Raw genomic sequence first — 18,928 nt, forward strand, 5'->3', positions numbered from 1 at the left:
AAATGAACGATGAAAGAAAAAAGGAGATTAAAGATAAGGTCGCCCAATTATTGGGTGACAAATCAAATAATGATCTGATAGATTTCAGTTTAAACAGAGTAATTCAAGCAGTTGCCAATTTTACCAATATTCCAGTAGAAGACCTGCCACCAGAAATAGACAGCACTATTACGGCAATGTGTTTGCAGTTAATTCAGACGCACAGCTGGACTAGTAATGATACCGTTAATTCAATTAGTGAAGGCGATGTGTCCGTTAACTTTGGCTCGCCTGCTGAAATATATGCTCAGGTGCAGAAACTTAACCCAGTTACTGATGACTTTATCAGCGACCTAATTCATTTTCGGAGGTTGCCGCAATGATTGATGCGCTAAATAAATTGAAAGACATAGCTCCGATGTTATGGACTGACAAGGTTACTATTCAGGCTACCAAAAAGGTAGTTAACGAACATCATATAACCACCAGTGAGCCTGTGACGGTTGTTTCAGACGAACCAGCTAAAGTGATACTTAAAGGACTAAAAGCCAGTGAGCAGTCTTTCTTTGGCTCTGATGAGTATGATGCAACGTTACTACTCAGAACAGGAATAGATGTGCCTGCAGGTGCCACTATTATAGTGACTGATGTTAATGGTAAGGTGACGAAGTATAAACGTAGTAGCAAAGGCTATTCTGGTTATGTGAGCCACCAAGAAATCGCAATGACAAGGGATGAAAAAGCATGAGTGCGTTTGGAGATTTCGACAACAGTCAATTTAAAGAATTTGCTAAGCATGTAAATGCCCAAGTAGCAGGTGGTCAGTTAAAAAACGAGGTCAAAAACAGTGTTAAGAATGTAGGTGAAACGTATAAACGCAATGCGGAAGCCAGAACGCCAGTCAAAACTGGTGATTTAAGACGTAGCTGGGAACTTAAAGGTCCTTTTTTTAGTGGCACAGATATATCAGTAGAATTACGCAATAGCAAAAACTATGCTTCATTTGTTGAAAACGGGCATAGACAGACACCAGGCAGATATGTGCCAGCTATTGGTAAGAAGTTAAAGGCAAGCTGGGTTCCTGGTCAGCATTTTCTGCAAAAAGCCACTAAGCAGACTTCTAACCAGATTCCACAGCTGATTACGCCAGTAATGGACGATATTCTAAGGAGGCTGATGGAGTGACAATAATTGAGCGAATTGCTGACGAGATAGCACGGCTATTTCCTAAGGCAACAATTTACACTGAAAATCAATCAGATGGTTTTACTGAACCGTCTTTTTTTATCGAAAAAATTGATACCAGTTCGGCGCCTGAATTGTTTGACCGGCAGTCACGTAAGTATGCCTACCAGGTAATCTATTTCCCAAATCCAGACAATCCCAAAACTGATATGGAACGGATGGAGGACTACTTGTTGAGTGGATTATTAGAGCTAAAGGACTATGCCCCACTTAGACACATTCAGGTAACACAGCAAGAAGACAACACGCTAATTTATCAATTTGAAATATGGGGAAGATATTACCCCGAAAAAGATGAAATCAAATTAAACAAACAAGAAGTGAAAGGACAAATTATATGAGTTGGAAAACACAGAATAAGCGCCGCCCAGGTGCCTATTTTAACGTTGTCGGTAAAGGCAATAACAATAATGGTACGGATATTGGAAGGACATTACTACCAGTTGGCACTCAGCTAAATTGGGGCGCTAAAGGGATTATTAAATTAAACAGTGACTCAAACTTTAAAGCATTGCTTGGGCATGATATTGATGAGCCTGAACTGCAAACGCTCCATGAAGTGCTTAAAGGAGCAAACACTGTATTATTGTTAAACAATAATGACGGTATTGCGGCTACAGCCAACGATGAGTCATTACCGTGGGCCTTCACAGCCAAATACCCTGGCACAGTCGGCAATGATTTGCATGTTACTGTGCAAAAAAGCGATAGCAAGGTGATCGTATCAACTTTGTTAGGCAGTAGGATTGTCGATCAACAGGACGTTAACGTTGATAAGCCAGAAAGTATTATGTCAAACGACTATATTTTAGTTAAATTGACTGACAGAACAACACCAACAAGTCCTACTACCCAGGACAGCGATGACAATTCTAAGGCACCAATTGTTAAACCAACAAGTCTTAATCCATTGGCTGATTTACAACATGATGTGACAGTTGATCTCACAGGCGGAACAACTACGCCAGTAGACATTAGCGACTTATTAAACGATGCACTGGAAACAGAGGACTACGATGTAGCCACTACAGCTGGTTTCCCAATTGATAGTCCGCTACACAAAAAATTAGTTGACGAAATCAAGCATTTGCGTGAAGACAATGACATCAAAGTACGTGGTGTTGTCCCTTATACAGGTGACAAGGTTAATTATGAAGGTATTTCAACAGTGGCTAATGGTGTCATTTTAGGAGACGGTACTGAACTAGATGCCACAGTAGCTGCAGGGTTCTTTGCAGGAGCATCAAGTTCTGCAAATGCAGCCAAATCATTGACCTATGTGGAATACCCAGATGCAATTAGTGCATATCCGAAGTTCAGCAATGATCGGACAATTGAAGCTTTAGAGAATGGTGAAATTGTTTTTACGACCAAACGCAATGAGACAGTTGTGATTGAGCAGGATATTAACTCATTGACTAAGGTAACAGCAGAAAAGCCAGTCTTCTTTAGCAAAAACCGTGTAGTACGGACAATGGATACCATTGTAACCAACACTAAGCGAACATTCGAAGATATGTTTATCGGCAAGATTACTAATAGCTCGACAGGTCGTGATTTATTTAAAGCTAATCGAGTAAGCTATCTGCAAAGCTTAGCCGATGCCAATGTTATCAGTGATTTCAAAGAAGACGACATTTCTATTGAAGCTGGTAATGATCGGGATTCAATTCTCGTTAATCTAGCAGTTAAACCATTGGACTCAATGGAGAAGCTTTACATGACAATGGTCGTTCAATAATAGGAGGTAAAAAGTAATGGCAGATGAAACAGTAAGCACAGTTGGCAGTTTTCTAAACGGAAGAGACACAATCTCAACAAAGGATGCCAAAGTATACGTCACAATTGATGGTAAGGTAATTCCGTTAATTGAATGCAAAAAATTTAGTGCAAAACTAGAAAAGAACAAGGAAGACGTTCAGACATTAGGCAGTCGCTGGAAACACAAGAAAGTTACTTCGGTAGAAGGTACTGGAACACTTGGAGGTTACCTGATTAGTTCAAATTGGACTAAATATGCCTTGCCTTATATTAATGGCGGTAAAGATTTATATTTCGAAATCACAATGACCATTAATGATCCTACCAGTAGAGCAGGTACACAAACTTTGCACTTTGGCGAAGTAAACCTAGATGATGTCCCTTTTGCTGACTTTGAAGCAGATGATGGAGTCATGGATTGGGAATCAGACTTTACCTTTGAACAGGTAAATTTAGTTACCGGTTTTAATGGATTCGATTTGTAATTAGGAGGAAATAAAAATGGCTTATAATGTCGAAGATTTTTTAGCAGAAAATGTCAAACCGAAAAATGAAACTAAGGAAGTAAAAATAAAAGGTTTTAAATCACCATTTATCATTAAAGCACTCACAGCGGATGAATTTAATGAAATGCAAAAGCAAGCAACGACTAGCTATATTAACAAAAAAACGCATCAACGTATTCAAGAAACTGACCAAGGCAAGCTAGTTGATTTGATGATGGCTGAAGCAGTTATTCAACCAGATTTAAATAATGAAAAATTACAAAAGTCATGGGGTTGTATTGCAGATCCTGCGGGTGTGTTAAAGAAAATGCTAAATGCTGGTCAGTATGCTGACCTTGGACAATCAATTCAAGAAATATCAGGATTTGATATTGACAGTATTAACAACTATGTCGAACAAGCAAAAAACTAATCAATGAGTCCTATGGCGATTTTAGCATTTATTATTACTGCCTGAATGAATATCATTGGACTCCTGGACAATGGGCTGAATTGACACAAAAAGAAAAAGCACTAGTAGTAGCTTCTATTCAAATTAGGCAAAAAGAAGAGAAAAAGCAAGAGCGAGAAGCCAAACGTAAAGCTAGGTCTAAACATATATAGAAGGGAGGTAACTAATGGCTACAATAAGCAGTACTTTAAAAATAAATGATGCTTTCAGTAATGTATTAAATAAGTTTAATGCTGGTGTACAACGTAGTGTTAGCTGGAGTTCCCGTCTTAAAAATGCAATAAATGGGGGTAGTAATGGAATGCTATCTCTTGGAAATGGCGCTAGATCTGCAGGAATTGGACTAAAACAGATCATAGCAGGAACTGCCTTTGGCGGAATGATTAGTTCGGCTGCAAGTGCTGCTACTACCGGAATTCATTCAATGATTGATGAACTAAATGAGGCTAGTGTTTCCTGGCAAACATTTGATGGGAACATGCGTCAATTAGGTAGGTCACCAGCACAGATAGCAGCAGCCAAAAGCTCGATGCAAAAATTTGCCCAAGACACAATTTATTCTGCATCAGACATGTCCTCTACTTATAGCCAATTGGCAGCTGTAGGAGTTAAGAATACTACGAGACTGGTCAAAGGATTTGGTGGATTGGCTGCAGCTGCTACTGATCCAAAGCAGGCTATGAAGACTTTGAGTCAACAAGCTACGCAAATGGCAGCTAAGCCGACAGTACAATGGCAAGATTTTAAACTTATGCTTGAACAAACGCCAGCAGGTATGGCTGCAGTTGCTAAGTCTATGCATATGTCAACTCAAGACCTAGTCAAAAATGTGCAAGACGGAAAAATAAAAACCCAGGAATTTCTTAATGCTGTTGCCAAAACCGGTACAAATGCTAATTTCAGCAAAATGGCTACACAGTATAAAACTGTTGGTCAGGCAATGGATGGGTTGAAAGAAACTTTATCCAACGGCTTACAGCCACAATTTCAAAAATTAAGTAAAATTGGAATTAGTGCAATTGAAGGAATAACCAATAAAATGAGTGAGTTAAATTGGAACTCCTTTGGAGATGGCATCATTAATGCCATTAATTACGTTAAACCAATTTTTGACAAGTTTAAATTAGGTTTGCAAGATGTATTCGATGGCTTTAACAGTACTGGCGCTGGCAAAGAAGTTGGTAAAATGTTTCAAACTATAGCTGACGCTGTTAGTGATGTCATTGACACGATGAGCGAAGGAGATGGCAAAACTAGCTTTTTTACGACTTTAGGCTCAATTTCTGGTAGAAGTATTTCGGGAATAGCCAAGGCAATCAGCGCAATCGCAAAAGTAATTGGTAAATTAGATCCAAGCAGTTTGCAGGCTTTAGGTACTGCATTCTTTATTCTGAAAACCGGAACTAGGGGATTAATATTTACAACTGTTGTATATGGTCTAAATAAACTTAGCAAACTTAAGCCTGGTACACTAAATAATATTGCAGGTGCTATTAAAAACCTTGCAATAGCTTTTGCGGCTTTCAAAGTAATAAATACTCTTGGTAAAGGAATTTCAGGTATAGCAAAAGTATTTGGAGCATTTAAAAAAGTAAAATCTCCTAAATTGCCAACAAATAGTGTTCCTGAATCGGGAGGAATTATGCAAAGTGCTGGAGCCTTTTTAAAACTAGGTGCTGCATTGATGGAAGTCGGTGTTGCTGTCGTATTAGTTGCTAGTGGTTTCTGGATACTTGCTCAGGCGGCAAATTCTTTAGCAAGTGGCGGAGGTACGTCGATTGCCGTGTTCTTTGGAATGTTAGTTGCAATTGGCGCTTTAGCTGTAGTAGTTAAATTACTTGGACCGGCTTTTATTAGTTCAGCAGCAGGATTTCTTATCTTTGGAGCAGCACTCCTATTGATTGGGGTAGCCATTTTTATAGCTACGGCAGGCTTGGCACTGTTAGGGATGCAATTGCCTAACATTGCCACCTATGGCGCTCAAGCAGCCTTAAATATTCTTTTATTGGCAGTCGCAATTACAGTTTTCGGTGTAGCAGCAATCATTGGAGCAATCGGCATAGTTGCCCTAGCCTTAGCTATTGTAGTTTTATCTGTGTCTCTAGTGATTTCAGCAGTTGGAGCTGTTTTATTAGGCGCAGGACTACTAATATTAGGTATTTTTGCAATTATAGCGGCAGTTGGCATTACTATGCTGGCAGTTGGTGTTGCATTACTCGCAGTATTTTCAGTTATTGCAGCAGTAGGATTAGTTTTAATGGGAGCTGGTATAGCAATATTAGCTGTTGTTGCTATCGTTGCGGCAGTAGGAATGATGTTGTTTGCTTTGGCATTAATGTTAGCTACACCATTACTTATGATAGCCGCTATTGCAACACTATTATTAGGTGTAGCAGCCGTTGTTCTGGGAGCTGGTCTATTAATAGTAGGTGCAGCATTGATGGTTGTTGCCAGTGGTTTAGCAGCTGTCGGAGTTGCAGTGATGAAGTTAGTAACTATGTTTATCATGGCTGGTACTATGATGGTTACAGCTATCACAAGTGCAATGAGTAACGTTGTAAATAGTGTCAGAAATGGTATTTCAAATGCAGTTAATGCAGCAAGAAGTTTTGCAGGTTCATTAGTAAGTGTTGGTAGAGACTTGATTCAAGGCTTAGTTAATGGGATTAAATCTATGATTGGTGCTGCAGTTAATGCAGTATCAAATGTTGCAGGAAAAGTTGTTAGTGCAGCTAAGAGTTTCTTCCATTTGGGGTCACCTTCTAAATTGTTTAATCAATTTGGTCGATGGTTAGACCAGGGGCTTGCGATTGGTTTAAATCATGACGCGGATATAGCTGCAAATGCCTCAGCGAGCATGGCAGAAGGTGTAGTCGCCGCTGCATCAGATATGACACCAACGCTTAATCCTTTGGTAATGGGTCAAACTAATGCAGGAGATTTGCTTGCTAATGGCTTTGACCGTGCCGCAACTGCTGTAAATAGTGTTGCCAATGCACTAAACGGATTGGATGGAGCTACAGCAGGAATTGGTATTAATGAACAAGATCAATTAGAAACTTCAATCAGTAGCAATGACGATAATGGTTCGAATTTAATTGGAACTAAATTCGGCAGTAGCAGCGCAAATAATGACAATCGGAGTTCAACTGTCACAATTGAAAGTGGCGCTATCCAGATTAACAGCACAGGCAATGCGGACTATGACGCAGACGCAATATTAGCAGCGATTGAAAATAGACTAATTGCTCAGAATGAAAAATCATTAAGTTAGAGAGGTGAATTATATGGACGGCTTTGGTGTCTTTTTGACTAGCTACAAAACAAGTAAGACTATCCAACTACCAGTCAATCCAGCAGAACTAAAGCTCAATTATGAAAATGATGATCAAAGCGAAACGGTAGTGAATTTAGGCGAAATAAATCGACTGGGCAATATTAAGCTAGTAGGAATTACTATCGATTCCGTTTTTCCAAAATACAAAACGACCTATTTAGCAGATGATTCGCCTAAAAAGCCCGACTATTACATTAAGTGGATTAAAAAAATCCAAAAAGCCAAAGGACTAGTCAGGCTGGTTGTTGCCAACACAAAAATAAGCATGTGTATGACGATTGCTAGTTTTAATTATGGCTTTGAGGATGGGTTTGACGAAGAGTACAAGTACACACTTGAACTAAAGCAATATCGGAGTTTTAAAGCTGAGAAAGTAAAAAAGAAGAAAAAACATAAATCTAAAAAAGGCAAAAAACGAGTTGCACCTCCTAAAAAGTTTGGAATTCATTCAACAGTAATCGTTAATGGACGTTTACACTTGGATTCAAATGGCAATGGAGCTGGTGTTTATGAGAAAAATGCCAAACGACAGGTAATTAACATTGCTACTGGGCATAAGTACCCAATATGCGTGGGTATTAATGGCATTGCTCGGGGTTGGGTTAAGAAAAGCGATGTGAAGAAAGCATGATAACGACATTTAAGTTGGTGCGTAGAAGCAATCTGTACCGCAAGTCTAAAAAGAACGGCAAGGGAACCACATACGATTTGCGGAATGTTGTTGCGAATGTTAAATGGTCAACTGATCTTAATTTTAGTGCTGGCGAATTGACGTTTGACTTAATTCAAAAAGCACACCCAATAATCCCTTATACGGGCGATGTCATCAAGTTCAGATGGAGCCATCATAAAATTTTTTACGGCTACGTATTCAATTACAAAGTCAAAGAAGATGACACAGTTAGTGTTACTTGCTATGACAAAGAACGCTACTTAAAAAACCAGGATTCAATCGTTTGGAAATCTGGCACTATTGCTGATCGTTTTAACAATGTTTGCAAACGTGCAGGGATTAAGCACAAAGTAGTTGACAAGCCAACTCACAAGGTGGCAGCCGAAGTTTGTGATGGTAAGACGTACTTCGACATGCTTAAGAGTGCCATTACCAAAACTTTGAGCGCCACTAAGCACATGTATTATGTGTATTGCAATTACGATGTTGTTGAGCTACGAAGGGCGCCCTATAAAAAATTAAAAATCATAATTGGTAGTAAGTCCGCAATGACGGGCTTTTCTTATGCCGTGGATATTAACGACACAGCTAATGTGGTTAAGGTCATCCAAAAGGATGTTAAAAAATCCCAGTCTAAATCAGCCACTGCCAAGCAAAAAAAGGCTAATGGTAAGAATCAAAAAACCACTAGTGCCAAAGCTAAGACCAGTAAAAAGGATGAAGCTAAACGCACTAGCTTTAAGTCTGTTAGTGCAAAAGGCGATTCAACAGAGCAGTGGGGCAAATTGCAAATCACGGTCAATAAGAAGAACAAGGCTAATCACGCTCAGATGGTTAAACAGGCTAAGGATGAGCTGCGCAAGCGTAATCGTGCTAATAAGGAATTGACAGTTGATTGTATTGGCAATGTTGACCTTGTTGCAGGTAATGCTGTGACAATCAAGATTAACGACATTAATAAAACGTTGAAAAATTGCCCAATTTTGAAAGCTGAACATGAATTTGGTACTGATTACATGTGCCATTTGACAATGAAAGTAGGTGCTTCATGGCTGGAGAACGGTTAATTAAGATGCTAAATAGTCGCGGTGGTAAAGACAGTGACTATGCTGATGTTGTCTATGGTGTAGTTACTAGCACGGAGCCGTTGAAGGTGCAGCTATCCAACAATATGGTAATTGACGATAACTTCATTGTGTTAGGCAAACACATAGGCAAATTCAAATTACCTGGCAAAGCAACTATTAATGGCAGTGATGTGATTAAAACCGAAAAAATCAACTTTAAAGATATGGAATTTGACAATAGCTTAAAGAAAAACGATAAAGTGACCATGATCCGCATGGATGGCGGACAACAGTTTTACCTGTTTGAACGAGAGGAGGGATAGCATGGACGATGATAATATTATTGTTACTGACGATGACAACATTGATGATGAGAGCGCCGAATTGGAAGATACCGATATTGACACTGATGGTGACGATGATGAGTCTTTGGACGATGAACCTACCTTAACTTTTAAGATTGAAAATGGACGCATTCGTGGCAAAGTTGATGAAAAGCAAGCCATGATTCAGGCAGTCGACAAGATACTGCAAACGGAACGTCTAGTCTATCCCATCTACTCGGACCAATACGGCAATGACCTTAACGATTTAATTGGCAAAGACATGGGCTATGCCAAGGTAGAGGCTGAAAGGATGATTAAAGAGGCATTATTAGCTGATGATCGAGTGGTTGAAGTCAATATTGACACAGTTAATGAAGTAAGCCGAGATACCCTAGAAATTAAAGGCACCTGCGTTACGGTGTACGGCAATATTAATATAGATAGTGAGGTGAGCGTGGATGACACCAGATGATTTAGCTGAGAGCTACATGGCGGAAGATTATGGCTACTGGCTTGATTTAATGCTGGATTATGTTCCCGATGATATTGATCAGCGAGAAGGTTCAGTAATTTATGACGCATTAGCACCTACAGCTATGGTTTTAGCTCAACATTCTTTGGCAAGTGCAAACATCATTAAACAGACTTATGTAAAGACAGCTCAAGGACAATTTCTTGACTACCGAGCAGCTGAACACGGCACAGCCAGATATGCAGCAACCCAAACGGAAGTTAAGGCTAAATTCTTAGATTCTGACGGCAACTCAATTAATAACGTACAGATAGGCGACCAATTTGCCAGCATTGGTGAAACGCCTATTTTTTATACGGTGCAAAAAATTAATGATGATTTGACCGGTGAATTAACTGCCGATGACCCAGGGACAACAGCCAACTCTTACATCGGGCAAATACTGCCAGTAACGAGCAACGATAGTCTTTCATGGGCAGAAATAACCGAGATAGTGGCTCCTGCTCGAGATGCAGAAACTGATGACCACCTGCGTGACCGTCTGTTAAGGGCAGATGACTGGATTGCTTACGGTGGCAACATTACTGATTACTTGGCAATGCTCAGCAAAATTAGTGAAGTTGGAGCTGGACAAGTTTATCCTGTCTGGAATGGTGCGGGCACAGTCAAGCTAGTTATTGTTGACAATAATCTAATGCCTGCTAGTGCCGACTTAGTTAAAAAGGTTAAGAACATCATTGATCCTGTTGATAATGAAAGCCAGGGCTATGGTCTGGCGCCAATCGACCATCAAGTAACTGTAGTTGCACCAACACCATTGACGGTGAACATAGCAGCCACGGTAAATATTGATGGCACTCATGGAGTAGACATAGTTAAAGCTAAGATTAAGACTTCTATCGAAGAATATTTTAAGTTGCTACGGCAAAGTTGGAACAATATTGATGCAAAGACTGGGCGAGGCTACTCGCAGACTATTTACCGCTCAAAAATACTGTCACAAATAATGATGGTTGATGGGGTAATCAATACATCAGTTCCAATGTTAAATGGCTCTGATCAAGACATTACGCTTGTGTTTGATAATCAAACGTCACAACTGCCAGTTCTAGGGGAGGTAAAGTTAGATGGCTAATAATTTAATGGACTATCTTCCTGACTATTACAATGACGTTTACGAAATGCAGGCAATCATGCATGCACAAGGAGAAGTGCTTGATAAAGCTGAAAGTGAGCAGTTTCGACTGCTTTTAAATCAGTTTGTTACGCAAACAGATGTGAAAGGAATTTCTGTTTTTGAAGACCAAGTAGGAATTAAACCTGCTCCAAATGATGATTTAGAGGAACGACAAAACAAAGTACTGATGCGACTTTTGCCTCCAAGACCAATCACTATTGAGTACTTGCGTGACTTATTTGCGACACTTAAAATACTTGCGACAATCACAGTTATTGAAAGGGATGCAATCGTTGAAGCTAAAAGTGCCGAAATTAACAGCAGTCAGATTGAGAATATCAAGTATTTGCTTAACATTTATCTGCCAGCCAACATGATCTATGAGATTAGAGTGGCGCTAAACAGAGCTGAAATTAGCAACGACTTTAAAGTTGGTCTGGGGACTTGGCTGAAAGCAACAACTGCAGTGCAAGCCAACGTTTCTCAGTTTATTAATTAGAAAGGAGGAGCAAAGATTTGTCGAAATACAATAAAACGATTTTAACCAATGCAGGTCTTGATTTAGCTGCTAAAGCCAGTTCTGGTAAAACCAAGTTCACGATTACTAGGGCTGCCACATCAACTGAAAAATTGGCGGATAAAAGTATCAGTGAATTACAACAATTAACCACACTACCAAGTTTGATGCAGTATGGTGAGATTAATAATGTAGCGGATTCTGCACAAGACAAGAGCATTGTCATTGGCGCAGAGCTTATTTTTAATAATAAAGATTTATCAAACAGCTACAATATCAATACCGTTGGTTTATTTGCAAAAGAAGATGGTAGCGACAAAGAGTTTCTTTATGCTTTAACTACAGCCGTTGAACCTGAAACAATGCCTGACTTTAAGGATAAAGTATTATTCAAGTTCAACTTAACTATGTTCGTTGTAGTGGGACAGACAGATAATGTTACTGTTGATGTTACTGACAATGGTGTGGTTACGCAAGAGCAACTAGCTAAGGCAGTTCAGGCATTACCGCAGAAGCAGGATATTACCAATCTATTCAACAAAATTGATATAGACATTAACTCACTTCATCAAACAATTGACACTGATATTAAAAAATTAACAGCCCTTAACAGCGATAGTGGCAATAACATATATAATACGAAAATTAACCTTGATACGTTCTCAACGGTTGGGATAAGCAAATTTCTAGGCTGTCAATTACAGTCTGATGGAAAGATGACAGGCTTTGATGCAACGCAAGGCAATTTATATGGTTGGATATTCGATGTTCCTAAATGGAACGGTGCCAAGACTTATGAGCAGATTGTCTACATTAGCGATTACGGTCAAGGCAGTTTAACTTATGTGCGTACCAAAGCTGATAGTACAAGCAAGGAAGACTTTCTCAAAATTGCATCTGACAAAGATTTAGGCAACATTCACACAATTTCAAATCCAATTTTAAAAGATAATAAAACTAACCCTGACTCACTTACAGAATCAGGGATTTATTATTCTAAAAATGGCTTTAATTTCGCTAAAAATGACATACCAGATGACTATCGGAGTGATGGTAAGACATATATATTCGTTCTGGAAGGTGAGAACCCAGGGTACTCGTTAAATTACTACCAACAGTTTATGTTTCAGGCGACAAAATTTAACTTTGAGTGTTGGTACAGAGCAGGGTATAAGTATGGCAGTGATGCTTACTATACAGTCAGCTTTGTTAACATGAAAGACATCTTCGGGAAGATGAAGCAGATCAGCCTTAATGGTGGCACAGCGATTAATCCTGATGATAATGGCGTAGCCAATATTAAGGTTGTCACGAAGGTTAACAATACAGCTCCTGACCAAAACGGTAATGTTATTGTAGATTCTTACTCCAAAGCAGAATCCGACAAGAGGCATAATGATCTGATTTCTAGAATTGAAATTCAAGAAAACAAGGAAATCGTGCATCACTGCGATGACCTTGATAGTGGCATTGCTTACTCTAAAGCCCATCCTAATGTTTTCGTGGCAACACCATAAGAGGAGGTTGACAAATGCTAATGAATGGCAAAGAAGTTAACAATTTGATTGTTGCTGGACAACGGTTTTCAGCTGTAAAAAGTACACTCATTGGGACTAAAATTCAAACAAAAAAAGGTCAAAAAGTTTATTATGTTGGAAATGTTAACACCACTTCGGCAGGGCAGTTTTCAATAGGATCAGCTGTTAAGGATGAAATAGTACCGATTAAGCAGTGCTTGTACTTAATAAAAACTGATAAACTCGAAGATGGAGAGTATTGGATTCAGATTGGCATCACTTTTTCAGATGAGAGTAATAAAGTAATTTATAGCTCAACGCCATGTTATATAAGGCTGTCGGATATTACCATCAAAAGTGAAGTGGGGGGGGTAAATAGTCCCTCCTGTTTACTAATAATATATAACGTGGAGGAGGTGACTCCTTCATGTTGTTAAATGGCAAAGAAGTGAATAACTTGATAATTGGCGGTCACAGATTTACACGAGATGATTTGGCTGGCAGAAAAGTTATGCTTTTAAAAAACTATTACGATGGAACATATTTAGCTATAGATAAAAATAATGAATTACATCTTACTGACCCCTACCCTGGTAAATACGTGTCAAGTGGCTCAACATGGACTATCCTGACAACTTTGGGAAAATATATTTGCATTGGAGTAGCGTGGGTTGATCCAGCTGATGTTAAATTTATAGATTAGTTAGGAGATTAAAAATGGCAGAAAATAAGGAAACTAAAGGCTTTATTCAGGTTTATAAATCAACCAATACGGTGCCATGTGAACCATGGTTTGCACCTGCGGATGCAGAAATTGCATACCCTTTTGTTAAAGAAGCACCTGATCCTAAATTAAAGTCACCTAAATATGACTGGAATAATTATCGATGGTATGAAACTGATGGAGCTGTTCAAGGTCAACAATTAGCAGAAATTGCTAAACAAGTAAATCAATTAAAAGATGACGTAGCTAACGGTAAAGTAAGTGATGAGGCTCTAAACCAACAGCTCGGAACACTTGTAGGCTTGGTGTCACAAGGTGCTATTGAACAACAGGCATCACAGCCAAGCAAAGATGACAAAGCTGACAGTGCTGCTAAATCTGATGGAGGCGATAAATAATGAATATAATGAATGCATTTGAGTCGCTTTACAAATACCTTTTCAGTGTCAATGTTTATACCAAAGAAACGATTGAAGGTTATGTTGGTAAAACTATTGATGCAGATGCTTACAAAAGAATAACAGGTGATGACTATGTGGCACCGTCTGCTAAGTAACATCAATGAGAACTTTGAGCAAACTTTAGCGGGAGCGTCAATAATTGCAATTGGCGCTTCTCTTTGGCTTGATCGTGATTATTTCTTTTGGCCACCAGAATTAACTGAAACCATGAACGACCAGAGATTAGATATTACTATCTCAGTTTTAGGCTTGGCATTAATTTTGTTGGCTATTACTGGTAATAAAAGTAAGGCATGGCAACACATATTTTTAATTTTATGTGGTTCAGTCGTGTGCATGCTAGGATGCACACAACTATGGCATGCCTTTTTAGCTGGACAAATGAGAATGGCACATACAGTAATTGGAGACGTGATTATTTTTATCTTAATCATTAGGGCAGCATATAAAAGTTAGGTAGGTGGTTAAGTGCATGAGTTAATCAGTACAATTCAAGTCTTAACAGCCTTGATAGGTGCATTTGCCACTTTTTTCGCTGTCTTGCATAAGTCGCATCATGAGGACTATGCGGATAAGTTTAAGACGCTTGAGAAAGAGAGGGATAACTTAGCTGAAGACTATGAAAATGAGCGTGAAAAACGGATAGAAATCGAAAAAAAATACGAAAAATTGAAAAAGAAGTTGGAGAACACTGAATAGTGTTCTTTTTTTGTCGAAAGGAATAAAAATGACGCAAATTATTAACTTTTTAAACACATTATTGCCATACGTTGTCCTATTAGCAGTCGGCATTGTGGCTGCTTATCCATACGCTAAACAACACAATCCAGCATTTGCCGAAAAAATGAAATGGCTGTATGACGTAGCGCAATATATCGTTACTCAACAGGCAACACATACCGATGTTTCTGGAGCAGAGAAGAAGCAGGCAGCTACTGACGCATTGCTAGAACAAGCTAAGGCATCTAAAGCTAAATTAACCAAAGAAACAGCTGAAGGGATGATTGAGAAAGCATACCAGGAAGGAGCAACAAAAAATGAAACTAAATAAAAAGTATGCATTGTCGGTTAATGAAGGCTCATCTGCTTTGGCTAAAAGAGATATTATTGTGGCTCACTCCACCGCAACGCCAAATGGTGAAGCCTGGGCAATTGCGCACAACATGAAGGCAGGCATTAATACGGCACAGACCTATGTCCATTTGGTTGTCGATGACAAAGAATGCTACCTAGTAGGTGGTCTGGGCTATGTCGCTTGGGGATGTGGCTACTATGGTAATCAACTGTCACCTATGCAAATTGAGCTGTGCGAATTTAGCAATAAGATACGTGCAAAGAAAGCCTACCGTAACTATATTGGGCTAATTCGTGAGTACGCTAAAAAGTATGGCATTCCTTTAACACTAGATACGAGCGCTAAACGTGGGGTAAAAACACACAACTGGGTAACTCATAATTTAGGCAACACAGACCATAGCGATCCTTACGGCTACTTATCTAGTATCGGTATTAGCAAGGAACAGTTCGCCCATGATATTGCTAATGGAGTTGGCGGTAAAGTAGTGTTATCAAGGAAACCAGCTAAAAGTACGGGTAAAAAATCTAACTGGATTAAAAAGCCTGGTACCTTTATTTTAGGCAAATCTCTCAAATTGCACACATCGCCACACATTAGCGCCCCAGCGATTGCTATGTTGCCTAAAGGCAGTGCAATTAAGTATGATGCAGTGTTGCAAGGCCCTAAACGCTTATGGCTAAGGCAGCCACGAACTAAGGGCTATGGCTATATTGTTGGCAAAGATAAGTACGGTAAAGCTATGGGAAAATTTAAATAGTATTAATTAAGCCACTCTAGAGAAATGCTCTGGAGTGGCTTATTTTGATGCTATAATTTGCATAAAAGAAAAAGGAGAGTATATATGAATTTATACAAGGGAAAGAATAAAAAATCAAAGAAAATAGCAAGGCTTTGGGCCGCATTAATTACGGGATTTATATCTGTGATAGTAGTACTAATTTCTAGATTTATTATAAAAAGCAATTTGTTATTTTATATATCTTATTTTATATTTTTACTATCTTTTTATGTGATTTTTTACATATTTTTATTTTCTATAACAAGCAACTTTAACAAAATTACTTGTTGCTTACTTTGCTTATTTGCTTTTATACAGTTTCCATTCATTATCCGTATTGTAATTAGTATGATTAACTCAATTGTGAAAGTTAAACAAAATTTTTCGTTATTAGTTCCGTCTATGCTGATATTAGTTCTGTGGGTTTTTATCCATTCAATTTACCTTTGGGTTTTTTACTTATGTGTTTGTAAAAAAATACTTACTGAGATTAATCAAGGTGTGTTCCTCTTTTTTACTAAGGTAATTTGGTCAGTAATAACTTCAGTACTAGTATTTTGTTCAGGCACAATATTTATTATGTTATTTAAGAAGGGAGATAATGTTTTTAGCATAATCTATCAGGCTCTTAATATTTTTATAAATACCATCAATCCATTTATTGAAATGTATACTTATGTTAGAGAAAAACTAGATGAATTTCATAAGCAAGAAAAAGAAAAACGAGAGGAACTAGAAAAAGAAAAATACAAGTATGATTTTTATAATTATGATTAAAAAGGCAATTGGATTTAGTTTCAGATGGCTTATTTTTTGCAATAAAAAAGCTCCCACTAGGGAGCATAAGGTAAATGAAGTTAGATCGAAACTTCAAAAATAATTTTAACTTTTTTTAGAAAAAATTGCAAAAAGTAGTTGACAATATACGTTTAAACGTATATTATAATATATGTAAGGTAAATGAATAAAGAAAGGAATTTCAAAATGTCAACTACAAGCTTTAACGATTACAGATTCAAAGGTTTCAAGTATCAAGATCAATCTCACAAATATTGGGATTTTAAGCAGCAGGTTAACGATGATGAGAGCAAGGTATTGATCAGAATTAGTCCTGATAATGTTTTTAGCTACATGGGTAATAAAGGCTGGACTAATTACGTACTTAAATTAGATCGTGACCATTGCATGTTTTTAAAAAACTGGCAATACTTTGAAGGCTATTATGGCACCTATATTCTTTTAGATAAAATTTACTTCAAAGTTGCTGATGCAAGAGAGCCATTTGAAGACATGGTAAGCCAAGGAGACATGTTAACTTGGAATGACGCATTAGACATTGCTAAAGAACAACAAAAAATCATTAGTGAAGATAATTTAGTTTTAGTTGCAAAGGATTAGGAGATGACTTAATGACTAAAGTTAGCGATGCTCAATTAAAAGCTAGCAGAAAATGGGATGAGGCTCATAAAGAGCGTAAAAAATACATCGTTGCTAGATCGCAAGCTAAAAGATTTGTGACAAAATTGGCAACAAAAGAAGATTTAGAAAAATTAAAAAAATTAATTGAAGAAAAACAAGAAAATACTTGACGATCTACGTTTAAACGTATATTATAATATATGTAAGGTAAATGAATAAAGAAAGGAATTTTGAAAATGAAAAATTCAGATTTAAGAATAATTAGTAAGAAATACGCAGATCAAATTAATCAATATGTTGCTGATTACGGTTTAAATGATGCCGATCAGAGAGATGTAATTACTATTTTCGATGATGATTCTAAAGACTATCCTTCAGGTCAGCGTGTTGATGTTACGTTCAAGATGAATACTGAAGGTGATGGTTTACCAGAAGAATTTGACATGAGCGAATTCTGGACTCGTGATCTAAACTTAAAAGATAGTAATTTATCAACACTAATTGACGAATACACAGACGCTATCAGGTAATATCAATGTACTACTCATTTGACTCAACAAGTTTAATTAATGAATTAGAAAAAGATATTGCCGAGTTTGGCAATACTGAAGTTTGGGCATACTGGAAGTTAATGGAAAACGGTCAGGAAATTTATTTTGATTATTTCCCAGTTAATGACCCTGATGAAATAGGAAATCCAGTGTACATGGATATTGAAAGCTTTGACAAAGAGGTTGCAAAAGCATATCCCAATTTTTTAAGAAAGAAGATCAAGTCTAAAGATCTTCTCGAGATTTTTAAAAAAGAAAATAAAACTATTTAGAACCGCTCTAGTTAACCGCTAGGGCGGTTATTTGTTTGTCTAAAAATATTTAAAGCCTTCAGAATTGCACTCTCAGCACCAGCATTTTATAATAATTGCAAACAAATGTTTGGTGGATATTATGAAGAACAATTTTAACGATACAGTAAACAACTTTTTTAAGAATTATCAAGATAGAGGCATGAAAAAATGGCAAGGATTCATGCTTAGTGACCACATAGCTGCCCTTAATCGTGACAAAGAAAACAATGCCAAAGAATATTCCGAAAAAGATACAATGTCTCAGGTGGAGATAAGTCAGATATTATTGCAGGCTTTTGCAAATAATAAATTAGTTTCAGTTCAGCTTAAAGAAAAAACGCTAGATAAGAAGATACAGCCTGATATTGTTGGTCTGGTAAAGGGATATGAGGGCGATAAAATTATTATTGGCGATAATGGGGTAGAGCTAAGTAATATTAATAATATTCAGATTAATTAATGTTCGCCAAAATGTTCGCCAACTTTATATTTAATAAATTTAGCAAACATAAAAATTATCGAAAATTATTGATATATAAAGAAACTAGCTTTAACTATTTTTATCTATTATCTTTATTTACGCCCCTCACCTCCAT

Annotated in this window: 29 protein-coding genes; all 29 read left to right on the plus strand. The window is 37.7% G+C overall.

Features of this window, described 5'->3' with window-relative positions; all coding sequences use genetic code 11:
• The first annotated feature begins 2 nt into the window (after positions 1-2).
• Positions 3-362 carry a head-tail connector protein gene (locus JF76_RS09915; RefSeq protein WP_052697065.1) on the plus strand — a complete coding sequence of 120 codons (360 nt, stop codon included), beginning with the start codon at positions 3-5 and terminating at the stop codon, positions 360-362.
• Complete coding sequence (locus tag JF76_RS03900; RefSeq protein ID WP_156962790.1) at positions 362-727, plus strand: hypothetical protein; 366 nt, start codon at positions 362-364, stop codon at positions 725-727. The genes JF76_RS09915 and JF76_RS03900 overlap by 1 nt, the downstream gene beginning before the upstream one ends.
• Positions 724-1,164: an HK97 gp10 family phage protein gene (locus tag JF76_RS03905; protein ID WP_045927894.1), complete on the plus strand. Its 441-nt coding sequence runs from the start codon at positions 724-726 to the stop codon at positions 1,162-1,164. The genes JF76_RS03900 and JF76_RS03905 overlap by 4 nt, the downstream gene beginning before the upstream one ends.
• A complete protein-coding gene (locus JF76_RS03910; protein ID WP_045927895.1) occupies positions 1,161-1,565 on the plus strand; it encodes a phage tail terminator family protein in 405 nt (134 codons plus the stop codon). Before JF76_RS03905 ends, JF76_RS03910 begins: the two co-directional genes overlap by 4 nt.
• The gene (locus JF76_RS03915) at positions 1,562-2,965 is read left to right on the plus strand and encodes a phage tail sheath subtilisin-like domain-containing protein (RefSeq protein WP_045927896.1); all 1,404 of its coding nucleotides are present in this window, start codon (positions 1,562-1,564) and stop codon (positions 2,963-2,965) included. The genes JF76_RS03910 and JF76_RS03915 overlap by 4 nt, the downstream gene beginning before the upstream one ends.
• A gap of 16 nt (positions 2,966-2,981) precedes the next feature.
• A complete protein-coding gene (locus tag JF76_RS03920; protein WP_045927897.1) occupies positions 2,982-3,470 on the plus strand; it encodes a phage tail tube protein in 489 nt (162 codons plus the stop codon).
• Positions 3,471-3,486: 16 nt separating this feature from the next.
• Entirely contained in the window at positions 3,487-3,903 is a 417-nt protein-coding gene (locus tag JF76_RS03925) for a phage tail assembly chaperone (RefSeq protein ID WP_045927898.1), read from the plus strand.
• 205 nt (positions 3,904-4,108) lie between these two features.
• Positions 4,109-7,216, plus strand: a complete 3,108-nt coding sequence (locus tag JF76_RS03930) for a tape measure protein (RefSeq protein WP_045927899.1) — start codon at positions 4,109-4,111, stop codon at positions 7,214-7,216.
• Between the two features lie 13 nt (positions 7,217-7,229).
• Positions 7,230-7,910 (plus strand): hypothetical protein, encoded by a 681-nt coding sequence (locus tag JF76_RS03935; RefSeq protein WP_045927900.1) that lies wholly within the window; start codon positions 7,230-7,232, stop codon positions 7,908-7,910.
• Positions 7,907-9,019 (plus strand): XkdQ/YqbQ family protein, encoded by a 1,113-nt coding sequence (locus JF76_RS03940; protein WP_045927901.1) that lies wholly within the window; start codon positions 7,907-7,909, stop codon positions 9,017-9,019. Before JF76_RS03935 ends, JF76_RS03940 begins: the two co-directional genes overlap by 4 nt.
• The gene (locus JF76_RS03945; protein ID WP_045927902.1) at positions 9,001-9,342 is read left to right on the plus strand and encodes a DUF2577 domain-containing protein; all 342 of its coding nucleotides are present in this window, start codon (positions 9,001-9,003) and stop codon (positions 9,340-9,342) included. The genes JF76_RS03940 and JF76_RS03945 overlap by 19 nt, the downstream gene beginning before the upstream one ends.
• Position 9,343: 1 nt before the next feature.
• Positions 9,344-9,817: a DUF2634 domain-containing protein gene (locus tag JF76_RS03950; RefSeq protein ID WP_208854447.1), complete on the plus strand. Its 474-nt coding sequence runs from the start codon at positions 9,344-9,346 to the stop codon at positions 9,815-9,817.
• On the plus strand, positions 9,804-10,952 hold the full coding sequence (locus tag JF76_RS03955) for a baseplate J/gp47 family protein (RefSeq protein ID WP_045927903.1): 1,149 nt from the start codon (positions 9,804-9,806) through the stop codon (positions 10,950-10,952). The genes JF76_RS03950 and JF76_RS03955 overlap by 14 nt, the downstream gene beginning before the upstream one ends.
• Positions 10,945-11,493 carry a putative phage tail protein gene (locus JF76_RS03960; protein WP_045927904.1) on the plus strand — a complete coding sequence of 183 codons (549 nt, stop codon included), beginning with the start codon at positions 10,945-10,947 and terminating at the stop codon, positions 11,491-11,493. The genes JF76_RS03955 and JF76_RS03960 overlap by 8 nt, the downstream gene beginning before the upstream one ends.
• A gap of 17 nt (positions 11,494-11,510) precedes the next feature.
• On the plus strand, positions 11,511-13,028 hold the full coding sequence (locus JF76_RS03965; RefSeq protein ID WP_045927905.1) for a hypothetical protein: 1,518 nt from the start codon (positions 11,511-11,513) through the stop codon (positions 13,026-13,028).
• Positions 13,029-13,048: 20 nt separating this feature from the next.
• A complete protein-coding gene (locus JF76_RS03970) occupies positions 13,049-13,465 on the plus strand; it encodes a hypothetical protein (RefSeq protein ID WP_156962754.1) in 417 nt (138 codons plus the stop codon).
• Positions 13,456-13,731 carry a hypothetical protein gene (locus JF76_RS03975; RefSeq protein WP_045927907.1) on the plus strand — a complete coding sequence of 92 codons (276 nt, stop codon included), beginning with the start codon at positions 13,456-13,458 and terminating at the stop codon, positions 13,729-13,731. Before JF76_RS03970 ends, JF76_RS03975 begins: the two co-directional genes overlap by 10 nt.
• Positions 13,732-13,745: 14 nt before the next feature.
• Positions 13,746-14,150 carry a hypothetical protein gene (locus tag JF76_RS03980; RefSeq protein WP_045927908.1) on the plus strand — a complete coding sequence of 135 codons (405 nt, stop codon included), beginning with the start codon at positions 13,746-13,748 and terminating at the stop codon, positions 14,148-14,150.
• Positions 14,150-14,308, plus strand: a complete 159-nt coding sequence (locus JF76_RS10215; RefSeq protein ID WP_156962755.1) for an XkdX family protein — start codon at positions 14,150-14,152, stop codon at positions 14,306-14,308. The genes JF76_RS03980 and JF76_RS10215 overlap by 1 nt, the downstream gene beginning before the upstream one ends.
• Positions 14,286-14,669, plus strand: coding sequence for a hypothetical protein (locus tag JF76_RS09920; RefSeq protein WP_052697066.1), 384 nt, complete (start codon positions 14,286-14,288; stop codon positions 14,667-14,669). The genes JF76_RS10215 and JF76_RS09920 overlap by 23 nt, the downstream gene beginning before the upstream one ends.
• Positions 14,670-14,681: 12 nt before the next feature.
• Positions 14,682-14,912 (plus strand): hypothetical protein, encoded by a 231-nt coding sequence (locus tag JF76_RS03990; protein ID WP_045927909.1) that lies wholly within the window; start codon positions 14,682-14,684, stop codon positions 14,910-14,912.
• A 28-nt stretch (positions 14,913-14,940) separates the two neighbouring features.
• Positions 14,941-15,264 carry a phage holin, LLH family gene (locus JF76_RS03995; protein ID WP_045927910.1) on the plus strand — a complete coding sequence of 108 codons (324 nt, stop codon included), beginning with the start codon at positions 14,941-14,943 and terminating at the stop codon, positions 15,262-15,264.
• On the plus strand, positions 15,251-16,048 hold the full coding sequence (locus JF76_RS10410) for an N-acetylmuramoyl-L-alanine amidase (protein ID WP_052697067.1): 798 nt from the start codon (positions 15,251-15,253) through the stop codon (positions 16,046-16,048). Before JF76_RS03995 ends, JF76_RS10410 begins: the two co-directional genes overlap by 14 nt.
• Positions 16,049-16,132: 84 nt before the next feature.
• Positions 16,133-16,846, plus strand: a complete 714-nt coding sequence (locus tag JF76_RS04005) for a hypothetical protein (RefSeq protein WP_045927911.1) — start codon at positions 16,133-16,135, stop codon at positions 16,844-16,846.
• 207 nt (positions 16,847-17,053) lie between these two features.
• On the plus strand, positions 17,054-17,467 hold the full coding sequence (locus JF76_RS04010) for a hypothetical protein (protein WP_045927912.1): 414 nt from the start codon (positions 17,054-17,056) through the stop codon (positions 17,465-17,467).
• A gap of 11 nt (positions 17,468-17,478) precedes the next feature.
• A complete protein-coding gene (locus JF76_RS04015; RefSeq protein ID WP_045927913.1) occupies positions 17,479-17,658 on the plus strand; it encodes a hypothetical protein in 180 nt (59 codons plus the stop codon).
• Positions 17,659-17,724: 66 nt separating this feature from the next.
• Complete coding sequence (locus tag JF76_RS04020) at positions 17,725-18,018, plus strand: hypothetical protein (RefSeq protein ID WP_045927914.1); 294 nt, start codon at positions 17,725-17,727, stop codon at positions 18,016-18,018.
• A gap of 5 nt (positions 18,019-18,023) precedes the next feature.
• Positions 18,024-18,311: a hypothetical protein gene (locus JF76_RS04025; protein WP_045927915.1), complete on the plus strand. Its 288-nt coding sequence runs from the start codon at positions 18,024-18,026 to the stop codon at positions 18,309-18,311.
• A 121-nt stretch (positions 18,312-18,432) separates the two neighbouring features.
• Positions 18,433-18,792, plus strand: a complete 360-nt coding sequence (locus tag JF76_RS04030) for a hypothetical protein (protein ID WP_045927916.1) — start codon at positions 18,433-18,435, stop codon at positions 18,790-18,792.
• Positions 18,793-18,928: the final 136 nt, after the last annotated feature.

The sequence above is a fragment of the Lactobacillus kullabergensis genome, from assembly GCF_000967195.1.
GTDB classification, from domain to species: domain Bacteria; phylum Bacillota; class Bacilli; order Lactobacillales; family Lactobacillaceae; genus Lactobacillus; species Lactobacillus kullabergensis.